This is a genomic window from Actinoalloteichus caeruleus DSM 43889 (genome assembly GCF_000429185.2).
Lineage (GTDB): Bacteria > Actinomycetota > Actinomycetes > Mycobacteriales > Pseudonocardiaceae > Actinoalloteichus_B > Actinoalloteichus_B caeruleus.
Genome location: NZ_AUBJ02000001.1, coordinates 4,270,510 through 4,282,761, shown reverse-complemented (window position 1 = coordinate 4,282,761; position 12,252 = coordinate 4,270,510). Strand labels below are relative to the sequence as shown.

The following is a 12,252-nucleotide window of genomic DNA, read 5'->3' as shown; positions in this document are numbered from 1 at the left end:
CCGGTTAAGCCGGCCGCCGGGGAGAAGGGTTCGGTGGCCGCGGTGGGCGGGCCACCGGGGTGCTGGGCCGCCGGGATCACCGGGATGACCTCGGTCGGCTGGTCGAGGTCGGTGGTGACCGGTTCCCCGACGTGGGTGCCCCGGGGCGGCGTTCCCGGCAGCGCGGCCGTGGTCGCTTCGGCGGCGTTGGACCGGGTGGCGTCAAGGGGGCGGTGGACCGTGGTGGCGTCCGCCGAGGCGGCCGGAGCCGGCATCGTCTCGGTCCGCGACTCGGAGTCCTGCTCGGGCCGGGGGCGCGGTTCGGTGTCGCCCTCGCCGTCCAGTCGCCCGCCGATGGGAGCGCTGACCGTGGTGGCGTCGCCGTCGAGGCGCGCGGTGACCGGCTCCCGCGCCGGGGTCCGCCCGGAGCCGGGCGCGTCGAGCCTCGCGGTCTGGTCCTGGCTGGGGGCGGGGGCCGTCTCGGAGGAGGTGGGGGCCGCTGGCTCGCCGCCCTGCCAGACCCCGGGGCTGACCGGCCGGACGAACACGGTGGTGCCCTCGGCGGGTTCCGGGTTCGAGGGGGTCGCGGCGAAGAAGAGGTTGGACTGCCCGGTCGGCGCGGTGTCCCGGGGTGCTCCTGCTCCCTGGTGTCCACCAGTCGCCGACTGGCCGTGGTCGCGCCGGCCACCGGTCTCCTCCGGGCGGAGCGCCGACCCGTGGGCCGGCTCCCCGCCTGGCGGTGTGCCGGGGCCGTTCGGCGTGGACGGCTGGTCGCCGGATGACTGGTCGAAGAGCGAGCCACTCATGGACGGCACGATCTTCGTCGTCTCGTCCGGCCGCTGCTGACCGTGGGGCATGTCCCTGTCCCTGTCTGGCACCGTCTCCCCTTCGCCATCGAACGTGTGGGGCCTTGTGGCGGTCTGATCTACCTGCTCGCCATCACGTTCGGGTCACGGGTCACAAGTACAGACCGGTTCCGTGCTCGGTCTGTTCGCTCGCGACAGCATGTAGATCGCGTTCACGCATGACGAGGTACGACTGGCCCTGGACTTCGACCTCGAACTGTTCGTCGGGATTGAAGAGCACCTTGTCCCCGACCTTGACGGTCCGGACGTTGCTCCCCACTCCGAAGACCTCACCCCAGGCCAACCGCTTGGCGACCTGCGCGGTGGCGGGGATCACGATACCGCCGCTGCTGCGCCGTTCACCGTCCTCCGGCGACGCCCGCACCATGACGCGGTCGTGCAGCATCTGGATTTCGAGCTTCGCTACGGACACTGGTAGAGCCTACTCGTGGTCCCGGGCGGCCCATCCAGTGGCCGACAGCCGACAACAACCATATCAGCGTTACTCCTCGGTGTGATTCTCTGTGGACTCGTCCAGGCCACCCATCACCAGGGGTAGCCGAGCGGTTCCGCCGCGCGTCACGCGCACCGGCACCCCCCAGTCCTGTCTGGTCAGCCGGCAGGCCGGGTGTTCGACGAGCTCGGAGTCCTCGCAACTGGCCGCTTGGGCGACGACGTGCAGCACGCCCTCGTCGACGGTGTCGGAGAACACCAGGTCGCGGGTGAGGGACTGGTCGACGCCCGCGCCGGACACCAACAGCTCCGGCGGGGAGGACGTCACCTCCAGCCGGGTCGCCGGCCCGTACCGCTCGTCGAGCTTCTGGCCGGCGGGCGGCTCGAACACGACGACCAGCCTGACCTGACCGCTGCCGACCTCGGTGGCGGGGCGCCGCACCTGCTGGGCCTCCCCGGCGATGATGCGGGCGGTGACACCGGGCGGCACGGGGCGTTCGACGCGGTGGGCCGCCGACAGCGCGACCACCAGTTCCCCGTCGAGCACGGTCGCGCCCGCCGGCTCCGCGAGGTCACCGACCAGGGTGGAGACCTCCTGGGAGGCCGGGTCGTACCGGCGCACCGCGCCGTTGTAGGTGTCGGACACGGCGACGCTGCCGTCCGGGAGCACGGCGACGCCCAACGGGTGTTGGAACAACGCCTCGCCGGCGGGCCCGTCGCGGTGCCCGAAGTCGAACAGCCCCGTTCCGACGGCGGTGCGCACCACGAAGTGCGGCTCGTCACCCCTGGCCGGGTCGCCGCCACGTTCGATCCACCGCAGCGCGGAGGTCTCGGAGTCGACCAGCCACAGGCGGTCGTCGGCGGCGGCCAGGGCGGAGGTCTGCGCGAAGAACGCCTCCCCGATGGGGCCGTCGGCCAGGCCCTCGACGGTCGTGCCGGCGAAGCGCCGCACGGTGCCGCTCCTCGGGTCGTAGAGTCCCAGGGTGTGGTTCCCGGCCATCGCGACCACCACTCCACCGGCCGGCTCCCACCAGGCCACGTCCCACGGACTGGTGAGCGGGACCTCGGTGCCGGGGCCGGCGTCCGCGCCGTCCCGCCACTGCTCCCCGGTGCCGGCGAGCGTCCTGACCTCGCCCGTGTCCAGGTTCACCCCCCGCAGCAGGTGGTTGACGGTGTCGGCGACCACCACGTGGACGCCCAGCGCCTCGGCGAGGTCGGGGGGCAGCAGGGTGCTGCCGCCGGGCTCGGAGAACGTCGCCTCCTCGGCCGGCCCGTCGCTCCGGCCGCGCTGACCACTGCCGATGCGGCGGAGGACGGTCGTCCCGTCGGCGGCGAGCTCGACGAGGCTGTGGTGGGCGGTGTCGCTGACCAGCAGCGTCCCGCCGGGCAGTGCGGTCACCGCGCCGGGGAAGCGCAACTCGGTGGAGGCGGGTGGCGGCGGGGTGTAGGGGCCGGAGCCCCGGTGCAGGGTGCCCTTGTCCGCGTGCTCGCTGACGATCTCCGCGACCAGGTCGCGCAGGGTCTCGACGTGCCCCTCCCCGGCGGCGACGTGCACCACGTACCCCTCGGGGTCGATCAACACCAACGTCGGCCAGGCCTTGACCGCGTAGTTCTGCCAGGTCACCAGCTCGGGGTCGTCGAGCACCGGGTGCTCGACCGAGTAGCGCTCGACGGCGGCGGCGAGGGCGTCCGGGTCAGCCTCGTGGGTGAACTTCGGCGAGTGGACGCCGATCGTCACGAGGACGTCGGAGAACTCCTCCTCCAGGGGACGCAGCTCGTCGAGGACGTGCAGGCAGTTGACGCAGCAAAAGGTCCAGAAGTCCAACAGGACGACCTTGCCCCGCAGGTCCGCGAGGCGGACCGTCTCACCGCCCGTGTTCAACCAGCCGCGCCCGGTGAGCTCCGGGGCGCGGACCCTGGCCCGCCGCTGTACAGAAGTCACGTCGCGAGTAAACGCGACGCGCCGGCGGAATGTTCCGGCACCCACGAGACGATCAGGTGCGCCCGTTCACGGTCGCCGGGTTCGGACGGGTGTCGGTCAGCCACGACCGGTTCAACCTGGAACTCCCGGCGGGCGACATCGCCGCCGCGGAACACCCGAGCGCCCGAGCACCCGAGCACCCGAGCACCCGGAGGATCGGCATGATCACAGCGGTTTCCCTGATCACCGGGAACGCGGGCAAGGCGGCGGAGTACACCGAGCTGCTGGGCGTTCCCGTCACCGCCGTGCGGGACGAGCTGGTGGAGATCCAGTCCCTGGACGTCGAGGAGGTGGTCCGTCACAAGGCCGCGCAGGCCTACCGGACCCGGCGGGCGCCGGTGCTCGTCGACGACACGGCTCTCACGTTCGACGCCTGGAACGGGCTGCCCGGCCCCCTCATCGCGTGGTTCCTCAAGGCGCAGGGGGTCGAGGGCCTGGTGCGGATGGCCGCCGGCTACTCCAACCGCGCCGCCACGGCCACCACCGCCCTCGGCTACGCGGACGCCGACGGCGTGCGCGTCTTCACCGGGACGCTGCGGGGGAGCGTGGCCCACGCACCCCGGGGCGGCAACGGGTTCGGCTACGACTCCATCTTCATCCCGGAGGGCGAGGACCGCACGTACGCCGAGATGGACACGGCCGAGAAGCACCGGATCTCCCACCGCCGCCACGCCGTGGACGCCCTGCGACGCGGCCTCGGTCTCGCCGCTCCTACCACTTGACCGGGTGAACCGGTCGCCGCGACACGAACCCCTCCGCCCAAGACGGGCGGCTCAGACGCCGGTCCGCTTCAGGGAGCCGACGAAGGCGGCGAACACCTCGTGGTCAACGACGAGCATTCCCCCTGCACGGTTCTTCGTGTCCCGCACAGCCACCACGGCCGACGTGGAACCCACCTCGACACAGTTGTCGGAACCGTTGCTGCTCCGACTCGACTTCCGCCAGTTGGTCAGGGTCATGCTCGCGTCCATGTGCCACGTCCTCGGAGAGGGGAACCACGTCGGCCGGGAGGTGTGGTGCGACCCGCTTGGGCTCCCGGTTCGGCAAGTAGGGACAGGTACCCAGCTTGCCTGTCCGTCGGAGGGTGGGCTATCGGTCGACTTGGTATGCCGCCGCCCCTGTTTGGCCTAGCACGGTGACCAAGCTCGTCCGTAGCCGTCGCGAGCAAGGCTCGCGTTGACGGCTGGACGGGTGCCCGCCGACCCGGTGGGTGGTTGGCCGGCGGGCCGGTGGGTGTCAGAGGCGGCCGGCCTTGACCGCCGTGAGGAAGCTGCTGAAGGTGTGGCGACTGACGACGAGGGTGCCACCGGCGCGGTTCTTGGTGTCGCGGATGCCGACGAGGCCCGGTGCACCGCCAATCTCCACGCATCCACCATCGTTGCCGCTGCTGCGCGTTGACTTCCGCCAGTTGGCCAGGACTACGTCCATCTGCATGGTCCTTACTCCGAATAGCTGCTCTGTGCGTGTATGAGGTAGTTGCGGGTGTCAACAGTGTCCAGAGCAGAGCCCAGCAGCCTGCCCCAAAGCTGCTTGTAGCTGGAAATCGAATCTGGATCATCCAAATACTCGCCAGCCCGGTATGACTCTGTGTACACGAATTCCAACGGTGATGCCTTACCAGCTGCCGGTATGACGTAGTGGGTGAACTGGTAACGCGCGTTGCCGGCTGCTCTGGAGCGGAACGGCAGTATGTGCATCCTGACGTTCTCTTGCTCGGAGATGTCGAGCAAGTATCGGATCTGCCCCTGCATCACCGCTGGTGATCCCTGTACCCGCTTGATGCACGACTCGGACAGTACGAACGTAACGCAGGGTGCCTGGTGGGAGACGAGTACGGTGCGACGTTCCAGCCTTGCCTGTATCAGGCTTTCCGAAGCGCTCTGGGTGCCCGCTTCGGTGAACAGGGCCCGAACGTACTCCTCGGTCTGGAGTAGCCCCGGAACGATCTCGACCTCGTACCAGTTGATGGTCGAGGCATCAGCTTCGAGGTCGACAGCCATGCGGAAGTACTTCGCGTACGCAGCGCGGTATCCGCTCCAGTGGCCCCGTTGGTCGGCGCCCTTGTTCAGGCTCAGGTACCACTCCACGTCCACCGCGTCGTTGTCGATGACACGCTCCTGGTAGAACTCCACCAACGCTCGCAGATCGCGCTGTCTCAAGCCTGTGACGCCGTGCTCCAGCCGCGACATCACGGCTTGCGAGCGTTCGATCGCCTTCCCGGCTTCCTCCAGCGTCAGACCTGTGCGTTCGCGCAGGTGGCGGAGCTCGTTGCCGAGCTGTAGCCGTCGCACGGTGGGTGTGGGCATGTCGTTAGCTTGCCATCCTTGCTCCGCAGCGTGACCGGGCAGCCACCGTCGCCGTCGCCTCTCCTGCCGGCAGGGTCACACCTAATCCGTTGGAGTGAAAACTCCTTCCGAATATGCGATTTTGCTGTCTGTGACGTTCCTCTTTTAGCCACATATGCGCTATGAAAGCTCTACGACATAGCGAAGGGGCCGGGCTGACTGTGCGGGCCGCCCAGCCCCTCCTTGAAGAGAGGAACCGACGCAATGCCCGTCGATCCCATCCCGGTAGCCATGCTACTGGCCGTAGCCGTCCTGCTCGCCGAGGTGTACCGCCGGCACCGAGGGCGCCCTGACCAGCCGATCCGTGCCGTGGTCACCGTCAGCGGCGTGGTCTTCCTCAGCGGCCCACCCCCCACCGATGGCGTCCTCCGGTCCACCTCGGACACCCCGTGGTCGACCCCAGCGCGCACAAGTCCCACTGGCTGCGGACGTCCCGCCCGCCCCTGGCCATCGGTACCCGGAACCGCCTACGCCAGCACCCACCCCGACACCGGAACGAACACCGACAGTGAGGACACCGGCCGCCATCACTGGCGCCCCACCCCCACCACCCTCCCGCCTGCGGTCGAAGGCCCCGACCCGGGGTGGGTCACCGTCCTCAGCGGACACCTCCCCCTCCCGGCCCCATCCCGACACCCCCGGGGGCGGGTCGCGTGATCCTGTCCGCAGCCCTCGGAGCCTGGGCCGCCCTGACCCTGCTGTGGACCGTGGAATGGGCCGACCGCGTCCTGCTTCCCCCGCTCCGCGGAACCATCCGGCTGCGTCGGGTCCGGCGCACCACCCGTCAGGCGTTGATCGCCGCCGGGCATCCCTGGCCCCGCCCCCGTCGCCCCCGCCGCAGGCCACCCTCCGCGCCTCGGCCGAGACCGGTCGGTGCGGTCGTCGTCCCGAAGGATGACGTCCCCACCGACTCCTGATCGCAGCCGCTCACCCCCGGTGCCTCCCCTTCGGGTCGTGTCCTGCCCGCCTCCCCGTGTGTGGAATCGCGCGGCCTGTCGGGGGTGGTGGCTGCCCGGTCGCCCGGTGGGTCGAACCGGGACACCCCGGCCCCCCTGTTGTTCCCGGTTCCCACCGGGCGACCACCCCTCCGTTGCTGCCCGCTGTCGGTGCGCCACGGCCCGCGCGGTGCACCCCTGCTGACCGAAGGACCCCTCACTCGTGATCGTCCTCGTCCTCGTCCTCGTCCTCGTCCCCGTCGTCGTCTCGGTCCTCACCGGCTGCTTAGCCCTGAGCGTCGTGGTGGGCCTGGTCGCCTCGTTCCGCTCGGCCGTCGAGGACCACCCGCTGTCCCGGTCGCTGACCACCCTGTTCCCCGGACCCACCCCGTGACCCCGGCTCCCGAGGACACCGAGACGGTGTCGCCGCTGGTGGTGCGGTCGCGGCGGGTCCGCCCCTACCTGCCGGAGGACGACCATGACCGACACCGCGACCCGGACCGCGCTACGAGCGGTGCCGGAACTGGCCGGGATCTACGCGTTGACCCGTCGAGGCTGGCAGTGGACCTCGTTGTCCCGGGGCACCGGGACGCTGGTCGGCTGGTTCGCCTGGTCTGGTGGGCCGTTCGTGGACTGGTGCGTGATCCGGGGCTACGGGGAGGTCGAGGCCGTCCGGGTCCGTGACGGCGACGGGCTGGTCTGGCAGCGCTGCGGATCGGTCGGTGTGGTCGCCGCTGAACTGAAGGACCTTCCCCCACCGCACGCCCCAGGTGCGCCGCGCCTGCTGACAGGACGCCGGTGGCGGCCACCCAGTCCCCTACGCCCTCGCTGATCAACCCCCACCACCCCCGTTCCCCTTCCTTCTTCCTTCTTCTGCTCTGTTGAACAGGACGGGTTCGTGTACTACGTCATCAACCGCTGTCTGGAGCCGATCAACGCCCGCTCCTACCTCGGCCCGTTCCCCCGCTACCCCCAGGCCCTGCGGGCCTGGGCGTTCCGGGGCCAGGTCGTCCTGGCCGCCCTGGGCACCGACGCCATGCGTTCGGAGGTCAGCACGGCCGGCCGCCTGTACTACCTGCTGCCCCGTGACCCCAGTCCTGGTCCCACCGGTGTTCCCGAGCTGGCACGGGGGCCGCTGCGGTGTCGGCACACCGCCGAGGCCCAGGCCGGTGAGGGGTTCCTCCTCACGTCCCAGTTGCTGCCCGACCCCGTGCTCAGCGGGACGTGACCATCGTGAACGACACGTCTGATCCCGGCCGTCTGCTGGCCTCGTCGGGAGCCAGGCCCACCAGCACGGTTCACGCCCACCCAACCGCAGCGGACAAGGACGCGGCCGCCCGTGATGGGATCACCGGGGCGTGGATCACCCGGTGCGCGGTGCGGTCCCCGATCGTGGGCCGCCTCTACGGTCACGTCGACCTCGACACCGGCCACGGACCCCTCGTCGCCCCCGGCCTGCGCTACCTGGTGGGTACCTTCGACCACCGACGAACCGTGCTCTGCGGCGCCGTGGTGCGGCACTACGCCGAGTTCGACGACCTCACCACTCACACGATCGCCGAGATGCGGGACCTGGCCCGGCGGTGGCGGGTGCGGGACTTCGTTCCTCCACCGACCACGCTGAAACGCCGCCGCCGACGCGTCCCGAGCTGGGCGCGGGTGCGGTTGTGGTCCTGGGAACCCGAGGTCGAGCTGGACGTCAGCTATGTGGGTCGGGTCAGCTTCAAGCACGCCGACTGGGCCCGCATCGGCCCAGATCCCGAGTGGTGCGTCGTCCGATGCGGGCTCCGCCTCGGCCACGACAAGCAGCCGGTGACCCCGAGGGCCAACGGGTATTGGCCTGGGTCTCATCTCTCCACCAGCTCACATACCAACAGAACAACGAGTGTTAGTTTGTTGATGTGATCGCCTCGGACTGGAACTCATGCGAGCCACCGCGCCTGGACCTCCCCCACGTGGAGCGGATCCGCCTGGCGGCGCCACTGGCCGGTGACGAGCCGTGCGTGCGCGACGGCGCCCGGGTGACGGGTCGGGCCAGGGACCCGGTTCCACACCACCGCCGGCGGCTCGGGAGTGCCGCCCGCCGCGACGGGCGCCTGGTGGCGCACTGGCTCACCGGGAGCGGCCGGCCGCTGGTCACCGCCGTTCCCGATGCCGCATCCCCTGTGGACGCCCTGACCGGCCCCGCGGCGGGGCGGGAGCTCGACGGCGGAGCACCGGAGCGGGCTGAGGCCGGCCGGGGTGGCGACCGTGGCTGACGAGTGCTGCGCCCCCCGGGAGGAACACCCCGGGACCCGAGACCAGCCCGGCCCCCGGGACCACGCCGAACAGCGGGGACCGCGACGGTTGTGGCAGGTCCGCGAGCTCCACGTGGCGGCCGTGGCGGCCCTGCTGTTGGTGGCCGGGTGGCTGATCTCCACCTGGGGTGACGAGCGGGTCGGCGCGGTCGTCGAGCTGGCCGCCGCCGTCGTCGGCGCGGCCACGTTCGCTCCCCGGGCCGTGCGGGCGTTGCTGCGCGGCCGGATCGGCGTGGGAACGTTGATGACCATCGCGGCGGTGGGGGCGGTGGCTCTCGGCCAGTTCGCGGAGGCCGCGATGCTCGGCGTCCTCTTCTCCGTCGCCGAGGGCCTGGAACACCACGCGGTGCGCCGGACCAGGGACGGTCTCCGCGCGCTGTTGGACCTGGTGCCGCCGAACGTGACGGTCCTCCGGGACGGAGTCCAGGTGGCGGTGCCGCCCGAGCAGATCGCCGTGGGCGAGGTGATGCTGGTCCGACCGGGTGAGCGGGCGGCCACCGACGGGATCGTGCGCTCCGGGCGCACCACGCTCGACCTGTCCGCGATCACGGGCGAGTCGATGCCCGTCGAGGCCGGTCCTGGCACCCCGGTGCACGCGGGCGCGATCAACGGGGGCGGCGCGGTCGAGGTCGAGGTCACCGTCCCCGCCTCGGACTCCTCGCTGGCGCGGATCGTGCACATCGTCGAGGAGGCCCAGGACCGGAGGGGGCGGGGGCAGCGGCTGGCCGACCGCATCGCCCGACCGCTGGTCCCGGCGATCATGGTGCTGTCGGCGGTGGTCGGTGTCCTCGGCGCGCTGCTGGGCGACTCGTCGGTGTGGGTCGAACGGGCGCTCGTCGTCCTCGTCGCCGCCTCCCCCTGCGCGCTCGCGATCTCGGTTCCGCTGACCGTCGTCGCGTTCGTGGGTGCCGCGAGCCGGCACGGGGTGCTCGTCAAGGGCGGCTCCGCCCTGGAGGAACTGGGGCGTGTCGACACCGTCGCGCTGGACAAGACGGGCACCCTCACCCGCAACGAGCCGGAGGTGATCGACGTCGTCACCCCGGGGAACGGCCGCCGCGAGGACGTCCTGGCGGTCGCCGCCGCGCTGGAGGCGCGCAGCGAGCACCCGCTGGCCCGGGCGATCCTCGGCGCGACCGACGCGGTCCCCGACGCCGAGGACGTCACCGCCGTGCCCGGCCGGGGACTGCGGGGACGCCAGGCCGGGCGGCGGGTGCGGTTGGGCAAACCGGGCTGGGTCGACCCGGGGTCGTTGCGCGCCGAGGTCACCCGGCTCCAGTCGCTGGGCGCCACCGTGGTGGTCGTCGAGGTCGACGGCACGGTCCTCGGCGCGATCGCCGTCCGGGACGAGCCGCGCCCGGAAGTCCCCGAGGTGGTGGCCCGGTTGGGGCGGCTCGGCATCGAGACGGTGATGGTGACCGGCGACAACCGGGTGACGGCCGGGGCGCTCGCCGACCGCGCCGGGATCCGCGAGGTGCACGCCGAGCTGCTACCCGAGGACAAGGCCGCCCTGGTGTCCCGGCGGGGCCGCACGGTGGCGATGGTCGGTGACGGGGTCAACGACGCGCCGGCACTGGCCACCGCCGAGGTGGGCATCGCGATGGGAGCGGTGGGCACCGACGTGGCCATCGAGACCGCCGACGTCGCGTTGATGGGCGAGGACCTGCGGCACCTCCCGCACGTCCTCCGACATGCCAGGCGGGCCCGACGGATCATGCTGGGCAACGTGGCGCTGTCGCTGGGGATCATCGCGGTGCTCGTCCCGCTGGCCGTGTCGGGGGCGCTCGGGTTGGCCAGCGTCGTGTTCGTCCACGAGCTCGCCGAGGTCCTGGTCATCCTCAACGCCGTCCGCGCCGCACGGATCACCCCCCTGCCGGCGGGGCGGGTCGGCGACTGAGCACGGAGGGAGACGGCCATCCCGCTCCGCCGCGCGGCGGCGTCCATCGAGGTCAGGGGATCACGGCCGCCCACCGCTACTCCGGTTGGCCGAGAGGGGACGGGACCTATGGGCCGTGTCCCCACCGGCGGCCGAACTGCGACAATCGCGCCGTGCCGACACCGCCAGCTCGCCGACTCCTCCGGGGGACGGCCGCCGCGTCGGTAGCCACCTTCCTCGCCCTGGTCTCGCACGTCGCGGGCGGCGGGACCCCGCCGGCCTGGTCGGGCGTCGCCGTGCCCCTGGCGGTGTCGGTGGTCGTGTGCGTGGCGCTGGCCGGGCGGTCGCTGTCGCTGGCGCGGTTGTCGGTCTCGGTGGCGGCCAGCCAGGTGCTGTTCCACCTGCTCTTCGTGGTCGGGGCCGATCCGCACGCGGCGCACCACCACCACGGGCCGCCGGTGCTCCACGAGCACCACCACCAGCACCACCACGCGCTGGGCACCTCGGCGGCGGTGGTCGAGCCGCACCTGCACGGCGGGCCGTCGATGTGGTTGTGGCACGGGGCGGCGGCGGTGATCACGGTGGCGGCGCTGTACCGGGGCGAAGCCGCCCTGGTGGGGCTCCGCCGGCTCGCGGCGGCGTTCGCCGCGTGGCTGCGGCACCGGCTGCACGTCCTCGACCTCCGCCCACCGCACGCCCCCGACGTGCGGTTACCCCGCGGGTACGGGGACCGGGTGCTCCTCCCTCCCGGGTACTTCCCGTCGGCGTGCCGACGGCGGGGACCGCCCCCTCTCGGCGTGGTCTGACGTCTCCGTCCACCGCCCCGGGTGGTGGTTCCCCTCCCAGCGCCGACAGCGTGCGGCGTCTCCTTCTGCCGTCGCTCGCGGCGTACCGGCCGAAGAAAGGTCCCCGTCGTGCCCGTTGTCCTGTCACGTCCACGCGCGCTGCTCCTGGGCGCGTTCCTCACGCTGTGCGCGTTGCTCCTGCCGGTCACGCCGGCCTTCGCCCACGACCAGCTGTTGTCCAGCACCCCGGAAGCGGGGGAACGGCTCGAGTCGCCCCCTTCCGAGGTGGTGATGGAGTTCTCCGGCAACGTCCTGACGATCGGGGCCGCGGTGATCGTGGTCGACGAGGAGGGCCGGGACTGGGCGGCGGGTGAACCAGAACTGGACGGCACCCGGGTCACGGTGCCGTTGGAGGAGGGCATGACCGACGCCGGCTTCGAGATCCGGTGGCGGGTGGTGTCCTCCGACGGCCACCCGGTGAGCGGGATCATCCCCTTCACCCTGGGCGACGGCGAACCGTTGGCCCAGGGCGACGACGGGGCGACCGTGGGGGCCGAGCAGGGGGACAGCACGGGCGCGGGTGACACCGCGGAGGGTCAGACCGACGAACAGGGCGGTGTGCCCCGCGCCGTCCTGGTCGGGGTGATCGGAGCGGCCGTGGCCACGGCCGCCTTCGCCCTGACGGTCCTCGTTCGCCGCCGCCGGGCCCGGCCCGGCGGAACCGACTCCTCGGCCGACGCCGGGTGAGTCGGCAACATC

Annotated in this window: 15 protein-coding genes; 10 read left to right on the top strand and 5 right to left on the bottom strand. The window is 71.9% G+C overall.

Going from position 1 to position 12,252, the window contains the following annotated elements; genetic code table 11:
• The first annotated feature begins 33 nt into the window (after positions 1-33).
• Entirely contained in the window at positions 34-825 is a 792-nt protein-coding gene (locus G443_RS16990; protein WP_253860236.1) for a hypothetical protein, read from the top strand.
• 111 nt (positions 826-936) lie between these two features.
• Here the strand turns inward: G443_RS16990 and G443_RS16985 are convergent, their stop codons facing one another.
• Positions 937-1,257 carry a GroES family chaperonin gene (locus tag G443_RS16985; RefSeq protein ID WP_026066133.1) on the bottom strand — a complete coding sequence of 107 codons (321 nt, stop codon included), beginning with the start codon at positions 1,255-1,257 and terminating at the stop codon, positions 937-939.
• Positions 1,258-1,326: 69 nt separating this feature from the next.
• On the bottom strand, positions 1,327-3,219 hold the full coding sequence (locus tag G443_RS16980; protein WP_026419752.1) for an NHL domain-containing thioredoxin family protein: 1,893 nt from the start codon (positions 3,217-3,219) through the stop codon (positions 1,327-1,329).
• Positions 3,220-3,275: 56 nt separating this feature from the next.
• Here G443_RS16980 and rdgB point away from each other — a divergent pair, with 56 nt between their 5' ends.
• A complete protein-coding gene (gene rdgB, locus G443_RS16975; protein WP_245588877.1) occupies positions 3,276-3,980 on the top strand; it encodes an RdgB/HAM1 family non-canonical purine NTP pyrophosphatase in 705 nt (234 codons plus the stop codon).
• 51 nt (positions 3,981-4,031) lie between these two features.
• On the opposite strand, the gene G443_RS16970 is transcribed toward rdgB, so the two are convergent.
• The 3 genes from G443_RS16970 to G443_RS16960 form a co-directional block, all read right to left on the bottom strand.
• Positions 4,032-4,229, bottom strand: a complete 198-nt coding sequence (locus tag G443_RS16970; protein ID WP_026419754.1) for a DUF397 domain-containing protein — start codon at positions 4,227-4,229, stop codon at positions 4,032-4,034.
• Between the two features lie 265 nt (positions 4,230-4,494).
• Positions 4,495-4,686, bottom strand: a complete 192-nt coding sequence (locus tag G443_RS16965; protein WP_026419755.1) for a DUF397 domain-containing protein — start codon at positions 4,684-4,686, stop codon at positions 4,495-4,497.
• Positions 4,687-4,697: 11 nt separating this feature from the next.
• On the bottom strand, positions 4,698-5,564 hold the full coding sequence (locus G443_RS16960) for a helix-turn-helix domain-containing protein (RefSeq protein WP_026419756.1): 867 nt from the start codon (positions 5,562-5,564) through the stop codon (positions 4,698-4,700).
• 692 nt (positions 5,565-6,256) lie between these two features.
• Here G443_RS16960 and G443_RS16955 point away from each other — a divergent pair.
• From G443_RS16955 to G443_RS16920, 8 genes are all read left to right on the top strand, one after another.
• On the top strand, positions 6,257-6,520 hold the full coding sequence (locus G443_RS16955) for a hypothetical protein (protein WP_026419758.1): 264 nt from the start codon (positions 6,257-6,259) through the stop codon (positions 6,518-6,520).
• Between the two features lie 241 nt (positions 6,521-6,761).
• Entirely contained in the window at positions 6,762-6,932 is a 171-nt protein-coding gene (locus G443_RS16950; RefSeq protein ID WP_155886213.1) for a hypothetical protein, read from the top strand.
• An 84-nt stretch (positions 6,933-7,016) separates the two neighbouring features.
• Entirely contained in the window at positions 7,017-7,370 is a 354-nt protein-coding gene (locus G443_RS16945; RefSeq protein ID WP_253860235.1) for a hypothetical protein, read from the top strand.
• A 66-nt stretch (positions 7,371-7,436) separates the two neighbouring features.
• Positions 7,437-7,766: a hypothetical protein gene (locus G443_RS16940; RefSeq protein ID WP_253860234.1), complete on the top strand. Its 330-nt coding sequence runs from the start codon at positions 7,437-7,439 to the stop codon at positions 7,764-7,766.
• A 5-nt stretch (positions 7,767-7,771) separates the two neighbouring features.
• Positions 7,772-8,443: a hypothetical protein gene (locus G443_RS16935; protein ID WP_253860233.1), complete on the top strand. Its 672-nt coding sequence runs from the start codon at positions 7,772-7,774 to the stop codon at positions 8,441-8,443.
• A gap of 345 nt (positions 8,444-8,788) precedes the next feature.
• Entirely contained in the window at positions 8,789-10,729 is a 1,941-nt protein-coding gene (locus tag G443_RS16930; protein WP_372492985.1) for a heavy metal translocating P-type ATPase, read from the top strand.
• 152 nt (positions 10,730-10,881) lie between these two features.
• On the top strand, positions 10,882-11,514 hold the full coding sequence (locus G443_RS16925; RefSeq protein ID WP_155886174.1) for a hypothetical protein: 633 nt from the start codon (positions 10,882-10,884) through the stop codon (positions 11,512-11,514).
• 108 nt (positions 11,515-11,622) lie between these two features.
• Complete coding sequence (locus G443_RS16920; protein WP_026419226.1) at positions 11,623-12,240, top strand: copper resistance CopC family protein; 618 nt, start codon at positions 11,623-11,625, stop codon at positions 12,238-12,240.
• Positions 12,241-12,252: the final 12 nt, after the last annotated feature.